This window comes from Streptomyces sp. CoH27 (assembly GCF_020181035.1).
GTDB lineage: Bacteria > Actinomycetota > Actinomycetes > Streptomycetales > Streptomycetaceae > Streptomyces > Streptomyces camelliae.
On record NZ_JAIQYY010000017.1, the window covers coordinates 62785 to 82202 of the forward strand.

A 19418-nucleotide genomic window follows, 5' to 3' on the forward strand; every position below is an offset into this window, starting at 1 on the left:
GATCGCATGTGGTGTGCCCTCCCCAGGCCCCCTACAGGCCCTACCCCTGACCAGCACTATTTCGCCACTCCCCCAAGTGATGCGGCTCACCTAATCACACGTGTTTGAGCTGGGGGAAGGGCTTTCTGACCTGTTGGGGCAAGAACTTACCGAGGCGTTGTTTTCTCCGTGTTTCACGGCGTCTTCACAGGCGGGGAAAGGGGTGGGGAAGCGGTTTCGGCCAGGGTCGCGGCTGCTCGGCCGGGGACGCGGCTATGACGTGCGGCGCAGTGCGCGCAGGCCGCGCAACCCGATGACCCCGATGACCGTCCCCAATACGAAGGAGACGACAGCCAGCAGCAGGTGCACCCAGAAGTACGCGGTCGGATGACCGTGGTGGAAGGCGAGCCCGCTGCCGTCCTTGACGAGGTTCTTGACAAAAGTGATCCAGATGAACCAGCTCCACACCCCGAAGGCGAGCAGGAACCAGGAGATGCGGCGGCTGAGCGTCATACGTCCAGTATCGCCGTGCCGTGTCCGGTTCCGTGTCGGGGGTGGGGTCACAGACGGGACTTCGGGGCTGCGTCCAGGTACGTTTCCGACCGTGCCCGCACCGAAGAAGACCGGCCGGCGATCTCTGCTGGTCACCTCCGCCACACTGTTGTCCCTTTCCGTCACCGCGCCCGCCGCGCTCGCCGCCCCCACCCCCAGAACCAGCCCTACGGCCACACCCCCGGCCCGGATGTCCACCGTCGGCGGCGCACGGCTCGGACAGCCCGGCACCCAGGTGAACCTCGCCCCGGGCGTACCCGTGCTGCCCAAGGACCTCACGGCCCGCTCCTGGATCGTCACCGACGCCGAGTCGGGCGATGTCCTCGCCGCGCACAACGCGCACTGGCGGCTGCCGCCGGCGAGCACGCTGAAGATGCTGTTCGCGGACACCGTGCTGCCCCGCTTCCCCAGCGGCACCACGCACAAGGTGACGCCGTCGGACCTCGCGGGCATGGGCGACGGGTCGAGCGTGGTCGGGATAAAGGAGGGCAGCACCTACAGCGTCCACGACCTGTGGCTCGGGGTGTTCCTGCGCTCGGGCAACGACGCCGTGCACGTGCTGGCCTCGATGAACGGCGGGGTCGAGCAGACCGTCCGGGACATGCAGGACCACGCCGACGAACTCCAGGCCCTGGACACGCACGTGGTGACCCCCGACGGCTACGACGAGGCGGGGCAGGTCTCCTCCGCGTACGACCTGACGCTGTTCGCCCGCTCCGGGCTGCAGAAGAAGGACTTCCGGGACTACTGCTCGACAGTGCAGGCCAAGTTCGGCTCCGGTCAGATCCGCAACACCAACCGGCTGCTCGCCGGCGACTTTGACGTGCCCGTCTACCAGGGCATCGCGGGCGTGAAGAACGGCAACACCACGCACGCGGGCGCCACCTTCACCGGGGTCGCCGAGCGGGGCGGCCGGGTGCTGCTCGTCACGGTGATGAACCCGGAGAAGCACGAGCACAACGAGGTCTACAAGGAGACGGCGAAGCTGTTCGACTGGGGCTTCCAGGCGGCCGGCAAGGTGCAGCCGGTGGGCGAGCTGGTGCCGCCGAAGAGCGCCGAGCCGAGCCCCGCCCCGAGTGCGTCCGGGGCCGGGAAGTCCGCCGGGAGCGGCGGCACCGGTGCCAGGCCGGTGGCGGGCGCGAGCAGCGGTTCCCACTCCGGGATCGGCATCGCCGCGGCCATCGCGGGCGGGGTGCTGGTGCTGCTCGCGGGCGCGGCCTTCCTGGTCAACCGCCGCTGGCCGCTGCCGGATCTGATGCGCCGCCGGAACCGCCCGTGACCCCGGCCGGCTCGTCCGCTCCGCCCTCTCCGCCTTCCGCGCTCTCCGTCGCCGTCCAGGAGGCGCAGAACAGGACGAGTCTCGCGGTGAAGTTGATCCACAGCAGCAGGGCCACGGGGACGCCGAACGCGCCGTACATGCTCTTCGCGGCGACGCCCTGGATATAGCCGCTGAGCAGCAGCTTCAGCAGTTCGAAGCCGACCGCGCCGAGCAGGGCGGCCACCAGCAGGCGGCGGCGCGGCGGTTCGACGCCGGGCAGCAGGGTCAGGACGTAGAGCAGGACGAGGAAGTCGGCGAGCACGGCGACGGCGAACGCGGCGATCCGCAGCAGCACGCTCCCCCAGCCGTACCCGGCGAGGCCGAGATGGCGCGAGACCAGGCCGACGGCGGCCGAGGCCAGCGTGGACGCGGCGAACGTGGCGAGCAGGGCGCCGCCGAGGCCGACGAGGATGCCGGTGTCCTTGGCCTTGGCGAGGAAGGGGTTCCCCTCGCGGTCCGGCAGCTCCCACACGGTGCGCAGGCAGTCCCGCACCTGGCCGACCCAGTTGACGCCCGTGAGCAGCAGCAAGGCGCCCGCGATGAGGCCGACGGTGCCGGCGTTGTGCACCAGCGAGGTGATGTCGAGCTGGGCCGAGATGACACCCGGGAACTGCTCGGCGACCTTGTGCTCGACGCTCTTCTGCCGGGACGGGCTGAGCGTGGCGGCCGTGATCGCGGCGGCCACGGTCAGCAGCGGGAACAGCGCGATGAAGCTGGTGAACGTCATGGCGGCGGCCAGCCGCGACCACTTCACCCGGTCGAGGCGCTCGTAGCAGTGCCACGCGTGGGTCGTCGTCAGCCAGGTGACGACCGGCCCGATGCCGGGAAGTCTCTTCAGCCAGTCCATGATCCGTTCCTGCCCCTGCCCGCCCGCTCGTATGACATCCCACTAATCACCCGTTGTGTGCAGCGTGCGGAATGTTCAGTAACTAACCTCCCATAGCAGGACGATACGGTCACCGACATGCCTGCTGACACGGTGTCCGTCATCCGTCCGCGGACGTACGAGGAGGCCGCGGTCGCGGTCCGCGCGTGCGGGGCGCGCGGCGCCGTCGCCCGGGGCGGTCCGGGCCGGACTCACGGGGACGCGGCATGCAACGCGGGCGGTGCCGTTCTCGACATGACCGGCCTCGACCGCGTCCATGTCGTCGACGCGGCCGAGGGCATCGTGCTGTGCGACGCGGGTGTCCCACTGCTCCGGCTGGCCGAGGTCCTGCTCCCGCTCGGCTGGTCGGTGCCTCTTCTCCCCGCCGCCCGGCACGTGACCGTCGGCGGGGCGATCGGCGCCGACCTGCACGGCGCCGAGCACCGGGTCGCCGGCTCCTTCGGCCGCCAGGTGCTCGCCCTGGAACTGCTCACCGCCGACGGCCAGGTCCGCGCGGTCACCCCGGGCACCGAGCTGTTCGAGGCGACCGCCGGCGGGCTGGGCCTGACCGGGGTGATCCTGACGGCCACGGTCCGGCTGCTGCCGGCGGAGACGGCGTACCTGACCGTCGACACCGAACGCGCCGGCAGCCTGGACGAGGTGCTGGCCCGCCTGACCGTGACCGCCGGCCACGACGACCGCCGTTACGCGGCCGCCCGCATCGACCTGACGGCCCGGGGCGCGGCCACCGGACGCGGGATCCTCACCCGCGCCCGCCACACCCCGCCGGGCGCCCTCCGCGCCACGGGCACGCGCGCGTGGCGGGGACCGCTCTTCCCGCGCCCCCGCCGCCTCCCGCCCCTCGGCTCTCTCCTCCCCTCGCTCCTCCCCTCCGGCCTCCACTACCGCGCCACGCCCCGCGCGCGCACCCGCGAACTCCGGCCGTCAGCCGCGTACGTGACCCCGCAGGACGTCTTCCCGTACGGGCGTGGCGGCCGGGTGCGCTACCAGTTCGCCGTGGGCCACGGCCAGGAGGAGGCCCTGCACCGGATCGTGCGGCGCCTCGCGGGACGGCGGCCCCCGTCCTGCCACGCCGTCCTGCATCCCCTCGGGGAGGCCGGGCCCGGCTGGCTCTCCCTCACCGCGCCCGGCTGGTCGCTCTCCCTGGACCTCCCCCTCGCGCTGCCGGGGCTCCCCGGCTTCCTCGACGGGCTGGACGAGGAGGTCGCCGCGGCCGGCGGCCGGGTCGGCCTCGCCCGGGACGCCCGGCTCCGCCCCGACCTGCTCACCGCGATGTACCCGCGCGCGGCCGACTTCCGCGCCCTGCGCGCCCGGTTCGACCCGCGCGGGGTGTTCACCTCCGACCTGGCCCGCCGGCTCGCCCTCTGACACCTAGGAACTGACGTGAAGGACGCCTTCGGTCTCCCCCAGTCGCTGCTCGTCCTCGGCGGCACGTCCGAGGTCGCGCTGGCCACCGCGCGCCGGCTGATCGCCCGCCGCACCCGCACGGTGTGGCTGGCCGGCCGCCCCTCCCCCGCGCTGGACGAGGCCGCCGAGAGCCTGCGCGCGCTCGGCGCGGACGTACGCACCGTCGGCTTCGACGCCCTCGACCCCGACTCCCACGAGGCCGTTCTCGGCAAGGTGTTCGCGGAGGGCGACATCGACCTGGTGCTGCTCGCCTTCGGCATCCTCGGCGACCAGGCCCAGGACGAGCGCGCGCCGGTCCGCGCGGTGCGGGTCGCCCAGACCAACTACACCGGCGCGGTCTGCGCCGGCCTGGTCGCCGCCCGCGCCCTCCAGACGCAGGGTCACGGCTCCCTCGTGGTCCTGTCCTCCGTCTCCGGGGAACGGGCCCGCCGCGCCGACTTCATCTACGGCTCCAGCAAGGCCGGCCTCGACGCCTTCGCCCAGGGCCTCGGCGACGCCCTGTACGGCACCGGCGTCCACGTCATGGTCGTACGCCCCGGCTCCGTCCACAGCCCGGAGTCCCCGTTCGCCACGACCCCCGAGGCGATCGCCACGGCCATCGAACTGGGCCTGCGCCGCCGCAGCGAGACGGTATGGGTGCCGGGCCTGCTCAGAGTGGTGATGTCGGCGCTACGGCACACACCGAGGGGGCTGTTCAGGAGGCTGCCGGTCCGGTGAGCCGGTCAGCGGCTGACGATCGTCCCACGCTCGACGTCGGCACTGCCCGCCTGCGGAGGTACGACAGACCTCCCGAACGTGAACTCCCGCAGCGTGCGCCAGACCTCGTCCGGCCCCTGTTCGTAGAGGGCGAAGCCGGTGCACGGCCACTCGGCCTCGAAGCCGGACAGTTCCTCGAAGGCGCGGTCCATGGCGGCCTCGTCGATGCCGTGCGCGACCGTGACATGCGGGTGGTACGGGAACTGCAGCTCGCGCGCCACCGGCCCGGAGGCGTCCCGCACCCGCTGCTGGAGCAGGGCGCAGTCCTCGGCGCCCTGGACGACGCGGACGTAGACGACCGGCGACAGCGGGCGGAACGTGCCCGTGCCGGACAGCCGCATCGGGAACGGGCGGCCGGCCGCGGCGACTCCGGTCAGATGCGCCTCGACGGCCGGCAGCACGGCCGCGTCGACCTCGGTCGGCGGCAGCAGCGTGACGTGCGTGGGGATGCTGAACGCCGCGGCGTCGCCGAAGCCCGCGCGCCGCTCCTGGAGCAGGCTGCCGTGAGGCTCCGGGACCGCGATCGACACGCCGATCGTTACGGTCCCCACGTCGTCTCCTGTCGTCTTCTCGGCCGAGTCGTCCGGGCCGTCGGCTATCGACTGTACGGCCACGAATGTCCTGTGGGCAGGCGCAGAGGAAGTGATGTGCAGCGCTCCGCCCGGTGCGGCAGCCGGCTCAGTGCTTCGCCGGCAGGAAACCCACGCGGTCGTACGCCTGCGCGAGGGTCTCCGCGGCGACGGCGCGCGCCTTCTCCGCGCCCTTGGCCAGGATCGAGTCGAGCGTCTCGGAGTCGTCCAGGTACTGCTGGGTGCGCTCCTTGAACGGCGTCACGAACTCGACCATCACCTCGGCGAGGTCGGTCTTCAGGGCGCCGTACATCTTGCCCTCGTACTCCCGCTCCAGGTCGGCGATCGACGTGCCGGTGAGGGTGGAGTAGATGGTGAGCAGGTTGCTGACGCCCGGCTTGTTCTCGGCGTCGTAGCGGATGACGGTGTCGGTGTCGGTGACGGCGCTCTTGACCTTCTTGGCGGTGGCCTTCGGCTCGTCGAGGAGGTTGATGAGGCCCTTCGGCGTGGACGCCGACTTGCTCATCTTGATCGACGGGTCCTGGAGGTCGTAGATCTTCGCCGTCTCCTTGAGGATGTACGGCGACGGGATCACGAAGGTCTCGCCGAAGCGGCCGTTGAAACGCTCGGCCAGGTCGCGGGTCAGCTCGATGTGCTGGCGCTGGTCCTCGCCGACCGGCACCTCGTTGGCCTGGTAGAGGAGGATGTCGGCGACCTGGAGGACCGGGTACGTGAACAGGCCGACGGAGGCCCGGTCGGCGCCCTGCTTGGCGGACTTGTCCTTGAACTGGGTCATGCGGCTGGCCTCGCCGAAGCCGGTGAGGCAGTTCATGACCCAGGCGAGCTGGGCGTGCTCGGGGACGTGGCTCTGCACGAAGAGCGTGCAGCGGTCCGGGTCCAGGCCGGCGGCCAGCAGCTGGGCGGCGGCGAGCCGGGTGTTGGCGCGCAGCTCGGCCGGGTCCTGCGGGACCGTGATCGCGTGCAGGTCGACGACCATGTAGAACGCGTCGTGGGTCTCCTGCAGAGCCACCCACTGGCGGACGGCGCCGAGGTAGTTGCCGAGGTGGAACGAGCCGGCGGTGGGCTGGATTCCGGAGAGCACACGGGGTCGATCTGCAGAGGCCATGGTGCCCATTCTCGCAGGTGCCGGCGACCGCTCCGGAACGGATCGGAAACAGCCGCGCACCGATCCCGTCCCGGGGTGGGGCAAGGGAGGCGGGAACGCCGGTGCGGGGCGGAGGGGGACGCGGGGCGGACCCGGGCGCCGCGCTCCGGCGAGCCGGATTTCACCCGTCCGCGTGAGCTGCCGCGACCGGACCTCACGGCCCCCGAGCGGGTGTCGCAGGCCTGGTCGGACGGGCGTTGTCCAGCGGTGCGGGTCACCGTGCCGTGGGGGTCGGCGGGTGGCCGCGGACGCATCGGGCGCCCCGGCGGTGACGTGGCCATGGAGCGGCAGGACCAGCTGTTCGTCGCGGCCGACGGCACGGCCTGGGCGCGGTGGGATCCGGCACCGGAGGTGGTGGACGACGGCATCCGGTGGCATCGGGCACCGGCGGGCGGCGTGCCGGGAGGCGGAGCGGACGGGGCTGCCCGGGGCGGGGGTGGCAGGCGAGCCGGGCGCCCCGGAACGGGTGCCGGCCGACGTGTGGTGGGCGGTGGCCGGGCTGGTCACCGGGGCGGGCGGCGGGCTTCTGGTCGCGCCGGGGGGGCGGCGGGCTTCTGGTCGGCCGTGGGGCGGCACGGCGAGGTGCCGGGCCGCCCCAGGGCGACCAGCCGCGTCGGGAGCTGATCGGCCTGTGACCGGGGTCAGCCGAGGTCGACCTCGGGGTACAGCGGGAAGCCGGCCACCAGGTCGGTCGCCCGCTGAGCGATCTCCTGGGCGACCTTCTCGTCCAGGACGTGGGCGGCCTTGGAGGGGGCGCCCGACTTCGTCGTACCCGGCTCGGTGGTGGTGAGGACGCGGTCGATCAGGCCCGCCACCTCGTCCATCTCCGCCGTGCCCAGGCCACGGGTGGTCAGGGCGGGGGTGCCGATACGGATGCCGGAGGTGTACCAGGCGCCGTTCGGGTCGGCCGGGATGGCGTTGCGGTTCGTCACGATGCCCGAGTCGAGGAGGGCGGCCTCGGCCTGGCGGCCGGTGAGGCCGTAGGACGTCGCCACGTCGATCAGGTTCAGGTGGTTGTCCGTGCCGCCGGTGACGAGGGTCGCGCCGCGGCGCAGCAGGCCCTCGGCGAGCGCGCGGGAGTTGTCGACGATGCGCTGGGCGTAGTCCTGGAAGGCGGGCCGGCGGGCCTCGGCCAGGGCGACCGCCTTGGCGGCCATGACGTGCGGGAGCGGGCCGCCGAGGACCATCGGGCAGCCGCGGTCGACCTGGTCCCTCAGGGAGTCGTCGCACAGGACCATGCCGCCACGCGGGCCGCGCAGCGACTTGTGCGTGGTGGTCGTCACGATCTGGGCGTGCGGGACCGGGTCGAAGTCGCCGGTCAGCACCTTGCCCGCCACCAGACCCGCGAAGTGCGCCATGTCGACCATCAGGGTCGCGCCGACCTCGTCGGCGATCTCGCGCATGATCCGGAAGTTCACCAGCCGGGGGTACGCCGAGTAGCCCGCGACGATGATCAGCGGCTTGAACTCGCGGGCCTGGGCCCGCAGCGCCTCGTAGTCGATGAGGCCGGTGGCCGGGTCGGTGCCGTAGGAGCGCTGGTCGAACATCTTGCCGGAGATGTTCGGGCGGAAGCCGTGGGTGAGGTGGCCGCCGGCGTCCAGGGACATGCCGAGCATGCGCTGGTTGCCGAACGCCTGGCGCAGCTCGGCCCAGTCGGCCTCGGACAGGTCGTTGACCTGGCGGGCGCCGGTCTTCTCCAGGAAGGGCACCTCGACGCGGTCGGCGAGGACGGCCCAGAAGGCGACGAGGTTGGCGTCGATGCCGGAGTGCGGCTGGACGTAGGCGTGCCGGGCGCCGAAGAGCTCCTTCGCGTGCTCGGCGGCCAGGGACTCGACCGTGTCGACGTTGCGGCAGCCGGCGTAGAAGCGGCGGCCGACCGTGCCCTCGGCGTACTTGTCGCTGAACCAGTTGCCCATCGCCAGCAGGGTCGCCGGGGAGGCGTAGTTCTCGGAAGCGATCAGCTTGAGCATCTCGCGCTGGTCGTGGACCTCCTGGCCGATGGCGTCGGCGACGCGCGGCTCCACGGCACGGATGACGTCGAGGGCGGCGCGGAAGGCGGTGGACTCGGTGGAGAGGGGCTGCTGCTCTGGCATGAGGACCTCCGGACGGTGTGCGTACAGCGTTCACGTTCGGCCCAGGCGCACGGCACTTTTCACGGCACTCTTCAACCGTTCGGACCGCTCCCCGATGGTCCGTCCCATCCCAAGCGCGCCAGTCACGGCCCGCCCGTCAGCCTACCGGGCACACCGGCCACGACAGGCCCCGCGTCCACCATGCGAGCGAGGATGGAGAGGGGGCACCGGGAGAGAAACGGGAGAGATCATGACCACCGCCGAGGATCTCATCGCCGCCGCCGACGCGCACTGCGCGCCCACCTACGATCCGCTGCCCGTCGTGGTCGCCACGGGCGAGGGGGCGTGGCTGACGGATGTGGCGGGCCGCCGGTATCTGGACTTGCTGGCCGGGTACTCGGCGCTCAATTTCGGCCATCGCAACCCGCGGCTGATCGAGGCGGCGAAGGCCCAGCTGGACCGGGTCACGCTGACCTCCCGCGCCGTCCTGCACGACCGGTTCGCCGCGTTCTGCGCCGAGCTGGCGGAGCTGTGCGGGATGGAGATGGTGCTGCCCGCGAACAGCGGCGCGGAGGCGGTGGAGAGCGCGATCAAGACGGCCCGGAAGTGGGGGTACCGGGTCAAGGGCGTGCCCGCGGAGATGGCGAAGATCGTGGTCGCGGGCGGCAACTTCCACGGCCGTACGACGACCGTGATCAGCTTCTCGACCGACCCGGAGGCCCGCGCGGACTTCGGTCCGTACACGCCGGGCTTCCAGATCGTGCCGTACGGCGACCTGACCGCGATGCGGGCGGCGCTGACCGAGAACACCGTCGCGGTGCTGCTGGAGCCGATCCAGGGCGAGTCCGGGGTGATCGTGCCGCCGGAGGGCTATCTGCCGGGGGTGCGGCGGCTGACCCGCGAGCGGAACGTGCTCTTCGTCGCCGACGAGATCCAGTCGGGGCTCGGCCGCACCGGGCGGACCTTCGCGTGCGAGCACGAGGGGGTCGTGCCGGACATGTACGTGCTGGGCAAGGCGCTGGGCGGCGGGATCGTGCCGGTGTCGGCGGTGGTGTCGAGCGCGGAGGTCCTCGGGGTGTTCCGGCCGGGCGAGCACGGCTCGACGTTCGGCGGGAACCCGCTGGCCTGTGCGGTGGCGCTGGAGGTGATCGCGATGCTGCGCACCGGCGAGTTCCAGGCGCGCGCGGCCGAGCTGGGCGAACGGATGCACCGGGCGCTGGCGGCGCTGCCGGCCACGGGCACCGTGACGGCGGTGCGGGGGCGCGGGCTGTGGGCGGGCCTCGACGTCGCACCGGGGCTCGGCACCGGCCGGCAGGTGGCGGAGCGGCTGAGGGAGCGCGGGGTCCTGGCGAAGGAGAGCCACGGCGCGACCATCCGGCTCTCCCCGCCGCTGGTCGTCTCCGAGCAGGACCTGGCCTGGGGGCTGGAGCAGCTGCGGGCGGTGCTGGGTGTCTGAGACGCGCCCCTGCCGGGTGCGCTACGGGGTGACGGTCACGGTGACCTCGTAGCGTTCCTGGCCCGGGGAGCAGCGCATCGCCTCGCCGCACGAGGTACGCCGGGCCGTGATGTGCGCGGTGCCGGGCCGGCGGGCGGTGAACCGGCCCGAGGAGACCCCGCAGCCTCGGCCGGGCGGGCAGGTGCCGGTGGGGGTGGTGCCGCCTCCGGACGGGGCGAGCACCCGCGGATCCGATCCGGCCGGGGTCGACCAGTAGGTGCTGTGCAGGTGTACTTCGACGAGCGTGCCGGTGGTCACCCGGACGGTGGTTCCCCGTGCCCGTTCGTCGAGGACGACGGGTCCGGAGGCGTGGCCGGCCGGAGCGGGAGAGGTGCGGGAGTCCGGCGGCGGGCCGGACGGCTGCGGTCCGGCGGCCCCGCCGGAACATGCGCTCAGCAGGCAGGCCGCGGCCGCCACGCAGACGAGCCCGGTGAGCGGCGGGCGTGGCCGGACCGGGAGCCGGCGGGCCGGCAGGTGTGGCATGGGCGCTCCAGGGGACGCCGCCCGGAGGGACGGTGGTCGGGGGCGGGGGGCGGGGCGGCGGCCCGCCCCCCGCGGTACGGGGTGCGGGTCAGGAGACCGTCACGTCGTCGTAGTACGTGTACGTCGGGTCACCCGCGTAGTTGTCGTCCTTGTTGGTGAGGGTGAGGGTGTAGTTGTGGCCCGGGGTGACCGTGCCGGAGACCTGCTTCCAGCCTGCGCCCTGGGTGCACGTCTTGCCCAGCAGCGTCGTGGTGGTGCCGGAGGTGGTGTCCTGGAGGGTGGCCGTCGCCCAGTCGTAGGTCACCGTGTCCGGGCAGGTGACGTCGTACCAGAAGGAGACCTTGCTGGTGCCGGACGGGGCGGTGAAGCTCTGTGAGACGGAGGACGTGTTGGTCGGGCTGGTCGAACCGACCAGCGCGCCGTAGCTGCCGCTGTGCGCCGCCGAGGCGGTTGCGGAGGTGCTGCCGCTGGTGGTCCAGCTGGACAGGTTGCCGGTCTCGAAGGTGCCGTTGGTGAGGGTGCCACCGCCGCCCGTGCCGCCGCCGCCCACGATCGGGTGCGAGATGGCGCAGGAGTTGGTGTCGTTGGACCAGCTCGCCTGCTCGGCGAAGGTGCCGGTGCCCATCGTGACGTTGGCCGCGCCGCCCGCGCTGCCGGGCGATATCCAGGCGCACTCGTCGGAGTTCTCCTGGCCGTCGTACGAGCTGCCGGTGTGGTTGGTCCAGCCGCCGGCCGGGTTCTGGTCGGACATCATCTCGTGCCACTCGTGGCCGAGCGTCATGGTCCAGCCGTCCAGCGTTCCGGGCGAGTTGACGAAGCCGACGCCGCAGCCCGCGCCGGAGTCCATGTTGTACGGCTGGTTACTGAACGCGATGTCGCCGTAGGAGGAGGACACCGGGCCGCCGGTCAGGGTGCTGTCGCCGTTGTAGTCGTGCCAGGCGCAGTACTGGCCCTGGTAGTTGTCGGGGTTCGTGCCGTGCGGCGACAGGACGATGTAGTACGCGTCGCGGTTCGAGGCGGCCGTGGTGTTGCCGAAGTGTCCGGCCGCCTTGACCGCCTCGGCGCCCAGCTGGTGCCCGGTCGCGGCACTCGGGGAGGCGGCCGAGTTGTCGTACCACACGCCGGCCAGCACGCCGCCGCTCTGGTACGGGATGAAGTTGGCGTTGGACGGACAACTCGTGGCTCCACTGGCCACGTTCGGCCCGTCACACCACTGGGTGAGGTCGGCGGACCACAGCTCGTTGCCGGTGCCGATGCCCTTGAACATCTCCTGGGTGACCGGAGCCGCGCCGTCCGGGTCGCCGGAGAACGTGGCGTCGCCGCTGCCGTTGGTGCTCTGCGTGCCCCACTGCGAGCCGTAGAAGACCAGGTAGACCTTGGAGTGACCGCTCTGGACGCCGATGCCGTCGATGCCGCCGCCGTAGGAGAGCGTCTCCGGCCCGGTCGCCGTGGTCGCGGCCGGGTGGTTGGCCGCCCAGGACTTCATCTTGGCGTTCTGCTGGATGGTCGGCAGGGCACCGTGCCGGTAGGGGTGCTGGTAGGCCGGGCTGTAGGGGTTGGATCTCGCTGTCTGCCCCGCGGTCTGGGGCGCGGCTGACGCCTGGGGCATGAAGGCGAGTGCCGCAGCGGTGAGCAGGGAGAGCGACGCGAGACCGGTCAGGGTCGCCCGGCCCACGCCACGAATGTGGGGATTACCCATGGATGATGGGTTCCTTTCTGCGTACAGGCCTCCGCCGTGGGTGCGGTGGAGGCGAGCTGCGTGAGGCGTCGACGGAGCCGTGCCGCGTGACTGCACGGGGGGGGTGGGAATGTCCGTCCGGCAGCTGGGGAATCGCAACGGCATTGCACGGGAATGCAACTCTCCTGCCGCAACGTGGTTTTGCCCGTCACAGCAGATGAGGCCCCGTCAGACGGCGAGAAGCAAAGCAGAGTTGACGCGTCCGGGTCAATGAGAACGCACAGTGTTTACATGGGATAAGGGGCCCGCACAGCCCCTTTCCCTCGGTCAATGCGAAGGCGCCGAAAATTCAAGGAAATACTGAGTCAAGAAGACGGCGCCTAAAGGATCACGTGCGGCAGAAAGCGGGCGTACTCGTCGGTGATCAGCCCTGCGGACTCGCGGATGCCGAGGCCCGCCGGTGCGTCCTGGACGACCCAGGCGCCGAGGACGACGTGGTTGCCGTCGAAGACGGGGAGCGGGGCGAGCTGCTGGTAGCAGCAGGGTTCGGCACGCGGTACGGCCCCGGTTCCCGGCCGGTGCACGGTGACGCCCTCGCCCTCGCGGCCGAGCAGGGGCTTGGCGACGTAGCCCTCGGTCGTGGCCAGTTCGCGGGGGCCGTCCAGGTAGGCGGGGAGGAGGTTGGGGTGGCCGGGGAACAGCTCCCAGAGGATCGCCAGCAGGGCCTTGTTGCTCAGGAGCATCTTCCAGGCCGGTTCGATCCACAGGGTGCTGCCGGTGCCGCCGCCGTTGTCGAGGGTGTCCAGGACGTGCCCGGCGAAGGCGTCGGTGGTGAGCCACTCCCAGGGGTAGAGCTTGAAGATGCCGCGGATGAAGCGGAGCTGGTTGTCCACGAAGCGGCCGGAGAGGGTGTCCCAGCCGATCTCCTCCATGGCCAGCCAGTCGGTGTCGAGCCCGGCCTGCTCGGCAGTCTCCTTCAGGTAGGCGACCGTCATCAGGTCCTCGCCGAGTTCGTCGGCCGAGGAGTGCGCGAAGTGCAGCGGGCTGCCGGGCGGGAGCAGCCGGGCCTGGGACCGCCAGGCGTCGACCAGGCGCTCGTGCAGGGAGTTCCACTGGTCGGCGCCGGGGAAGCGGTCCTTCATCCAGAACCACTGCGGGGAGGCCGCCTCCACCAGTGAGGTCGGGGTGTCGGCGTTGTACTCCAGGAGCTTCGCCGGGCCGGTGCCGTCGTAGCGGAGGTCGAACCGGCCGTAGACGGACGGCAGTTCGGCCCTGCGCTGCCAGGCCTCGGTGACGGCGGCGGCGATGCGCGGGTCGGTGATGCCGAGGTCCGCGAGGCGGTCGTGCGCCACGATGTGCCCGGCGGCCGCGAGGCACATGCGGTGCAGTTCCCCGACGGTCTCCTCCAGCGCCTCGACCTCGTCCAGGGTGAAGACGAAGTGGGCGCTCTCGTCCCAGTAGGGGCGCAGGGAGCCGTCGGGGTGGCGGGTGAGCGGGTAGACGAGCCCCTGCTCCTCGACGATGCGCTGCCAGCCGGGGCGGGGGGTGAGGGTACGGCGTTCCATGCGACGGGCTCCCGCTCAGCCGCCGGAGCTGTGGTGGCCGCCGCCGAAGCCGCCGCGGTGGACTCCGTCGTGGTCGCCGGAGGAACCGCTGGATCCGGAGCCGGAGCCGCTGCGGGGCTTGGTGAAGGAGCCGCCGTTCACCCAGGAGCCCTTCTTCCTGCCGCCGTAGTACCAGGCGCCGTTCACGGACACCTTGGCCGTCCCGGTCGTCTTGCAGTTCCTGTCGGAGACGATCTTGTAGCCCTTGGCGAGGTTGTAGCTGCCGCGGTCGACGCAGCGCTTGTCCGGTTCGGACGAGCAGGCGGTGAGGGCGGCGGCCAGCAGGCCCACGCCGCCGAGGACGACCGTGCCGGACCGCAGCCGGCGGCGCGTGTTCTCCATCGTGGCGTCTCCCTCGTACTGTTCGCCATGCACATCGGACTGTCGGATCAGACTAGAGAACGGTAAGAGCGCAGACCGCGGTGGGTGGCCGGATCTGCCGTCTCCTAAAGTCCCTTTGTGCTCTTTGGAATGGTGTGCGCCCTTGGCGCGGCGGTCTGCTTCGGTACCGCGACGGTGTTGCAGGCGGTGGCCGCGCGGACGGCCGCCACGGGCAGAGGGGGCGAGGCCGCGCTGCTGCTGCGGGCGCTCCGGCAGTGGCGGTACATCGCCGGGCTGGCGCTGGATGGACTCGGCTTCCTGTTCCAGATCGTGGCGCTGCGGTCCCTTCCGATCTACGCCGTCAGCGCCGCCCTGGCGTCGAGCCTGGCGGTGACCGCGGTGGTCGCGGCCCGCCTGCTGTACGTGCGGCTGAGCGGCACGGAGTGGCGCGCGGTGGCCCTGGTGTGCGCCGGGCTCGCGATGCTGGCGCTGGCGTCCGGGCCGGAGGGCAAGCAGGACGGGACGGACACCCTGCGGTACGTGATGCTCGCGGTGGCGGTCGGCATGCTGCTGCTCGCGCTCGCGGGCGGACAGCTGTCGGGGAAGGGGCGGTCGCTGGTGCTCGGGCTCGGGGCCGGGCTCGGCTTCGGGGTGGTGGAGGTGTCGGTGCGGCTGATCGACACTCTGGCGCCGGCGAACCTGTTCACCAATCCGGCGGCCTACGCGCTGGTGATCGGGAGCAGCGCGGCCTTCATGCTGCTGACCTCCGCGCTGACCCGCGGCTCGGTGACCACGGCGACGGCCGGCATGGTGATCGGCGAGACCATCGGCCCGGCCGCGGTGGGCGTGGTGTGGCTGGGGGACCGTACACGGGAGGGCCTGACCTGGCTGGCCGTGCTGGGATTCGCCGTGGCGGTGGCGGGGGCGCTGCTGCTGGGGCGGTTCGGGGAGGCACCGGCGGTGGAGGAACAGGCCACCTGAGGTTCCGTTCGCCGGCGGCGGGCCGCGTGTGGCCGGTCGCGCGGTGCCTCGCGCCCCTGCGGGGGCGTCGCCCCCTACGGCAGCACCCTGCACAACGCCTCCAGCGCCCCCGCCCACGCGCTGTCCGGCGGTGTCGCGTACCCGACCACCAGGGCGTCCACCTGCTCGGCGACGGCCTCCGGGTGGCGGTAGAGGGAGAGGCCGTGGAGGGCCAGGGACTGCCAGGTCGCGGCCTGGATCACCGACTGTTCCAGGCCCGGGGGCAGGCGGAGCACGGCGTGCAGGCCCGCGGAGATGCCCGTGACCGTGACCTCGGGGGCGCTGGCGGTGACCGCCTCGGCCAGGGCGTCGCGGCGGCGCCGGTAGCGCAGGCGCGAGGAGCGGACGTGGCGGTCGTACGCGCCGGAGGTGAGGAACTCGGCGAGGGTGAGCTGCTCCAGGACCCCCACGGTGTCGGTGGTGCCCTTGCTCGCGGCCGCCTCCTCCGCAAGGGACGGGGGCAGGACCATCCAGCCGAGGCGCAGGCCCGGGGCCAGGGACTTGCTTGCCGTGCCGAAGTAGATCACGCGGTCGGGGTCGAGGCCCTGGAGGGCGCCGACGGGCTGGCGGTCGTAGCGGAACTCCCCGTCGTAGTCGTCCTCCAGGATCAGGCCGCCGGTGCGCCGCGCCCAGTCCACGACCGCCGCCCGCCGGTCGGGGTGCAGCGACGTGCCCATGGGGAACTGGTGGGCGGGGGTGAGCAGTACCGCGCCCGTGTCATCCAACTCCTTTGGGTCCGTGCCGAGTTCGTCGTACGACAGCGGGGGTGTGGCCAGGCCCGCCTGCTGGAGCAGGTTCCGGTAGACCCCCAGGCCGTACGACTCCACCGCCACCGTCCGCACCCCGCGCGCCGCGAGGACCGGGCCGATGATGCGCAGGGCGTGGGTGAAGCCGGAAGTGATCAGCACCCGCTCCGGGTCCGTGCGGACGCCTCGTACGCGCGCGAGGTAGCCGGCGAGGGCGGTGCGCAGTTCGGGGCGGCCGCGCGGGTCGCCGTAGCCGAGGGCGTCGTGCGGGGCGGTGGCCAGGGCGCGCCGGGCGGCCTTGAGCCATGCCGCGCGGGGGAAGGCCGCCAGGTCGGGGCTGCCGGGCAGCAGGCTGTACGCAGGGCGGGCGGGGGCGCCCGGGCGAGGGGCCGCTTCCGTGCTCCGTGCCGTACGGGAGGGCTGGACGGCCGCGCGCTCGGCCACGCGTGTGCCCGAGCCCTGGCGGGCGGTCAGCCAGCCCTCCGCCACCAGGTCGGCGTAGGCCTCGGCGACGGTGTTGCGGGCGATACCGAGGTCGGCGGCGAGGCTGCGGGAGGACGGCAGCCGGGTGCCGGGGGCCAGGCGGCCCGTGCGGACCGCGTCGCGCAGGGCGTCGGTCAGGCCCCGGCGCAGGCCGCCGGAGCCGGTCGGTTCGAGGTGCAGGTCGACGCCCAGAGTGGCCCAGGTTTCCGGCATGGAAATGGACCATACTCCTGGGCTGCCTCGCTCCTAGGGTCGAAGACATGAGCACTACAGAGGAAACCGTCGAGTACGCCACCGAACACGCACCGCGCCTGCACTGGGCCCAGGCCGCGCCCGAGGTCTACAAGGCGATGATCCGGCTCGACGCGGCGGCCAGGAAGGGCTTGGACCCCACGCTGCACGAGCTGGTGAAGATCCGCGCCTCGCAGCTCAACCACTGCGCGTTCTGCCTCGACATGCACACCAAGGACGCGCTGGCGGCCGGCGAGAGCGTCCAGCGGATCGTGCAGCTCAGCGCCTGGCAGGAGTCGAAGCACTTCTACACCGAGAAGGAGCTGGCGGCGATCGAGCTGACCGAGGCGATCACCGTGCTGACCGACGGATTCGTCCCGGACGAGGTGTACGACAAGGCCGCGAAGCACTTCGAGGAGGCCGAGCTGGCCCAGCTGATCGCCGCGATCACGGTGATCAACGCCTGGAACCGGTTCGGCGTGACCACCCGGATGACCCCGGGCCACTACCAGCCGGGACAGCACCAGTGAGCCGTACGCAGCTGCTCGACCCGGAGGTCGGGCGGGCGATGTCCGCGCTCAGCGCGACCGCGAAGAAGGGGCTCGGCGATCCCGCCCTGGCCGAGCTGGTCATGATCCGCGCCTCGCAGCTCAACCACTGCGCGTTCTGCCTCGACATGCATCTCCGGCTGGCCCGGAAGAACGGGGAGTCCGAGGAGCGGGTGCAGCTCCTCGACGCGTGGGAGGAGGCCGAGGACCTCTACAGCGAGCGGGAGCGGGCCGCGCTGGCGCTCACCGAGGCGGTCACGCTGCTCACCGGCGGCGTGTCGGACGAGGTGTACGAGCGGGCCGCGCGACACTTCACCGAGGCCCAACTCGCCCATCTGATCGGCCTGATCACCGTCATCAACGGCTGGAACCGTCTGATGGTCAGCCGTCGCGTCCCACCAGGGGGTTACCAGCCGTGAGCAGCAAGGTCGAGGTGTTCCGCGCACTGCATCTCGGGCGAGTCCCGGGCGATCCGCTGGTCCTGCCGGGCCCGTGGGACGCGGTCAGCGCCCGGGTGTTCGCGGAGGCCGGGTTCCCGGCGCTGGCCACGCCGAGCGCGGGGGTGGCCGCCTCGCTCGGCTACGAGGACGGGTCCACCCCGGCCGACGAGATGTTCGCCGCCGTCGCCCGGATCACCCGGGCCGTGGACGTGCCGGTGTCGGCGGACATCGAGGGCGGGTACGGGCTCGCCCCGAAGGAGCTCGTGGAGCGGCTGCTGGAGGCCGGGGCCGTCGGGTGCAACCTGGAGGACTCGGTGGGGGGTGTACTGAAGGACCCGCGGGAACAGGCCGAGTTCCTCGCCGAGTTCCGCGCGGCCGCCGGTGACCGGCTGTTCCTCAACGCCCGCGTCGACGTCTTCGTGCACGGCGACAAGGACCCCGAACGGGCCATCGAGCGGGCCGCGCTGTATGTGGCGGCGGGCGCGGACTGCGTCTATCCGATCCTCGCCCCGCCGGACGTGCTGCCGCTGCTGCGGGCCGGGATCCAGGGGCCGGTCAACATCAACGCCCGCCTGGACGGCAAGGGCCCCTCGCCCGCCGAACTCGGCGAACTCGGGGCCACTCGCATCACGTTCGGGCCGGGGTTGCAGCGCTGGGCAGCGCTGGCGTTGCAGGGAATGGCCGAACACCTGAGGAAGTAGGGGCTGTCAGGGCAGCCACTTCTTCCACACCTGGGGGTGGCTGTCCACCCACTTCTTCGCCGCGTCCTCGGGCGACAGCTTCTGGTCGGCGATCATCAGGGAGACCTCGTTCTGGTCCTCGGTGGTCCACCGGAACTTCTTCAGGAAGGCCGCCGCCTTGCCGCCGGACCTGGCGAAGCCGGCGTTGAGGTACTTCTGCAGCGGGGTGTGCGGATAGGAGCAGGCGACCTTCGCCGCGTCCGCGTCGCAGCCGTCCTTGTACGGCGGGAGCTTCACCTCCGTCATGGGGACCTTCTTGAACAGCCACTGGGGCGCGTACCAGTAGGTCAGGAACGGCTTCTTCCCCTTGGCGAACTGCTTCATCTGGGTGATCTGCGCGGCCTCGGAACCGGCGAAGACGACCTGGTAGTTCAGCTTCAGGTTGGCCACCAGGGCCTTGTCATTGGTGACGTACGACGGGGAGCCGTCCATCAGCTGGCCCTTGCCGCCGCTCTCCGCGGTGCGGAAGAGGGAGGCGTACTTGTTCAGGTTCCTCCAGTCGGTGATGTCGGGGTGCTGCTTGGCCAGGTACGTCGGCACGAACCAGCCGATGTGCCCGGTCACTCCGAGGTCGCCGGCGCGGGCGATGGTCTTCTTGTCCTCGACGTACCGCTTCTCCTGGTCCGGGTGACCCCAGTCCTCCAGGATGGCGTCGACGCGGCCCTGACTGAGGGCGTCCCACGCGGGCACCTCGTCGACCTGGACGGTGTCGACGCGGTAGCCGAGCTCGTGCTCCAGGAGGTACTGGGCGACGGCCACGTTGGACTGCGCGCCCACCCAGGACTGCACGGACAGGGTGACGGACTTCGCGCCCTGGGCGTTCGCGAACGGCGAGGCCTGCTTGGTCATGTCGGCGGCGCCGCAGCCGGTCGCCGTCAGCAGCACCAGCGAGCCCACCAGGGCGGTCGTCGTACGGCGTCGCATG

Annotated in this window: 19 protein-coding genes; 8 read left to right on the plus strand and 11 right to left on the minus strand. The window is 72.0% G+C overall.

Features of this window, described 5'->3' with window-relative positions; translation table 11 throughout:
- Positions 1-252: 252 nt before the first annotated feature.
- Entirely contained in the window at positions 253-492 is a 240-nt protein-coding gene (locus LE548_RS27545) for an SCO4848 family membrane protein (RefSeq protein WP_225099656.1), read from the minus strand.
- Between the two features lie 91 nt (positions 493-583).
- Between LE548_RS27545 and LE548_RS27550 the strand changes: the two genes are divergently transcribed.
- Complete coding sequence (locus tag LE548_RS27550) at positions 584-1810, plus strand: D-alanyl-D-alanine carboxypeptidase family protein (RefSeq protein ID WP_225099657.1); 1227 nt, start codon at positions 584-586, stop codon at positions 1808-1810.
- Here LE548_RS27550 and LE548_RS27555 read toward each other — a convergent pair.
- The gene (locus tag LE548_RS27555; protein ID WP_225099658.1) at positions 1758-2696 is read right to left on the minus strand and encodes a YihY/virulence factor BrkB family protein; all 939 of its coding nucleotides are present in this window, start codon (positions 2694-2696) and stop codon (positions 1758-1760) included. The genes LE548_RS27550 and LE548_RS27555 overlap by 53 nt on opposite strands.
- Before the next feature lie 117 nt (positions 2697-2813).
- On the opposite strand from LE548_RS27555, the gene LE548_RS27560 reads away from it, so the two are divergent.
- Both LE548_RS27560 and LE548_RS27565 read left to right on the plus strand, forming a co-directional pair.
- Positions 2814-4103, plus strand: coding sequence for an FAD-binding oxidoreductase (locus LE548_RS27560; RefSeq protein WP_225099659.1), 1290 nt, complete (start codon positions 2814-2816; stop codon positions 4101-4103).
- Between the two features lie 15 nt (positions 4104-4118).
- Entirely contained in the window at positions 4119-4859 is a 741-nt protein-coding gene (locus tag LE548_RS27565) for a decaprenylphospho-beta-D-erythro-pentofuranosid-2-ulose 2-reductase (RefSeq protein WP_225099660.1), read from the plus strand.
- Positions 4860-4864: 5 nt separating this feature from the next.
- On the opposite strand, the gene LE548_RS27570 is transcribed toward LE548_RS27565, so the two are convergent.
- From LE548_RS27570 to LE548_RS27580, 3 genes are all read right to left on the minus strand, one after another.
- Positions 4865-5449 (minus strand): 2'-5' RNA ligase family protein, encoded by a 585-nt coding sequence (locus LE548_RS27570; protein ID WP_225099661.1) that lies wholly within the window; start codon positions 5447-5449, stop codon positions 4865-4867.
- A gap of 127 nt (positions 5450-5576) precedes the next feature.
- Positions 5577-6602, minus strand: coding sequence for a tryptophan--tRNA ligase (gene trpS, locus LE548_RS27575; protein WP_374116182.1), 1026 nt, complete (start codon positions 6600-6602; stop codon positions 5577-5579).
- 671 nt (positions 6603-7273) lie between these two features.
- Positions 7274-8725 carry a glycine hydroxymethyltransferase gene (locus LE548_RS27580; protein ID WP_225099663.1) on the minus strand — a complete coding sequence of 484 codons (1452 nt, stop codon included), beginning with the start codon at positions 8723-8725 and terminating at the stop codon, positions 7274-7276.
- Between the two features lie 229 nt (positions 8726-8954).
- Here LE548_RS27580 and rocD point away from each other — a divergent pair, with 229 nt between their 5' ends.
- Positions 8955-10160 (plus strand): ornithine--oxo-acid transaminase, encoded by a 1206-nt coding sequence (gene rocD, locus LE548_RS27585; RefSeq protein WP_225099664.1) that lies wholly within the window; start codon positions 8955-8957, stop codon positions 10158-10160.
- 21 nt (positions 10161-10181) lie between these two features.
- Here rocD and LE548_RS27590 read toward each other — a convergent pair whose 3' ends face one another.
- The 4 genes from LE548_RS27590 to LE548_RS27605 all read right to left on the minus strand — a co-directional run bounded on the left by LE548_RS27590 (position 10182) and on the right by LE548_RS27605 (position 14306).
- Complete coding sequence (locus tag LE548_RS27590; protein WP_225099665.1) at positions 10182-10682, minus strand: hypothetical protein; 501 nt, start codon at positions 10680-10682, stop codon at positions 10182-10184.
- An 88-nt stretch (positions 10683-10770) separates the two neighbouring features.
- A complete protein-coding gene (locus tag LE548_RS27595; protein ID WP_225099666.1) occupies positions 10771-12381 on the minus strand; it encodes a hypothetical protein in 1611 nt (536 codons plus the stop codon).
- Between the two features lie 359 nt (positions 12382-12740).
- Positions 12741-13925, minus strand: coding sequence for a glutathionylspermidine synthase family protein (locus tag LE548_RS27600; RefSeq protein WP_225099667.1), 1185 nt, complete (start codon positions 13923-13925; stop codon positions 12741-12743).
- A 15-nt stretch (positions 13926-13940) separates the two neighbouring features.
- The gene (locus LE548_RS27605; protein WP_225099668.1) at positions 13941-14306 is read right to left on the minus strand and encodes a hypothetical protein; all 366 of its coding nucleotides are present in this window, start codon (positions 14304-14306) and stop codon (positions 13941-13943) included.
- A gap of 129 nt (positions 14307-14435) precedes the next feature.
- Between LE548_RS27605 and LE548_RS27610 the strand changes: the two genes are divergently transcribed.
- Positions 14436-15266 carry a hypothetical protein gene (locus LE548_RS27610; RefSeq protein ID WP_225099780.1) on the plus strand — a complete coding sequence of 277 codons (831 nt, stop codon included), beginning with the start codon at positions 14436-14438 and terminating at the stop codon, positions 15264-15266.
- A 74-nt stretch (positions 15267-15340) separates the two neighbouring features.
- Here the strand turns inward: LE548_RS27610 and LE548_RS27615 are convergent, their stop codons facing one another.
- Positions 15341-16747 (minus strand): PLP-dependent aminotransferase family protein, encoded by a 1407-nt coding sequence (locus LE548_RS27615; RefSeq protein ID WP_225099669.1) that lies wholly within the window; start codon positions 16745-16747, stop codon positions 15341-15343.
- A gap of 47 nt (positions 16748-16794) precedes the next feature.
- On the opposite strand from LE548_RS27615, the gene LE548_RS27620 reads away from it, so the two are divergent.
- Genes LE548_RS27620 through LE548_RS27630 form a run of 3 tightly spaced genes read left to right on the plus strand, consistent with a single transcriptional unit; the run spans position 16795 to position 18454 of the window.
- Positions 16795-17295 (plus strand): carboxymuconolactone decarboxylase family protein, encoded by a 501-nt coding sequence (locus tag LE548_RS27620; RefSeq protein WP_225099670.1) that lies wholly within the window; start codon positions 16795-16797, stop codon positions 17293-17295.
- Positions 17292-17732 (plus strand): carboxymuconolactone decarboxylase family protein, encoded by a 441-nt coding sequence (locus tag LE548_RS27625; RefSeq protein WP_225099671.1) that lies wholly within the window; start codon positions 17292-17294, stop codon positions 17730-17732. Before LE548_RS27620 ends, LE548_RS27625 begins: the two co-directional genes overlap by 4 nt.
- Positions 17729-18454 (plus strand): isocitrate lyase/phosphoenolpyruvate mutase family protein, encoded by a 726-nt coding sequence (locus LE548_RS27630; protein ID WP_225099672.1) that lies wholly within the window; start codon positions 17729-17731, stop codon positions 18452-18454. Before LE548_RS27625 ends, LE548_RS27630 begins: the two co-directional genes overlap by 4 nt.
- A 6-nt stretch (positions 18455-18460) precedes the next feature.
- Here the strand turns inward: LE548_RS27630 and LE548_RS27635 are convergent, their stop codons facing one another.
- Entirely contained in the window at positions 18461-19417 is a 957-nt protein-coding gene (locus LE548_RS27635; protein ID WP_225099673.1) for an ABC transporter substrate-binding protein, read from the minus strand.
- Position 19418: the final 1 nt, after the last annotated feature.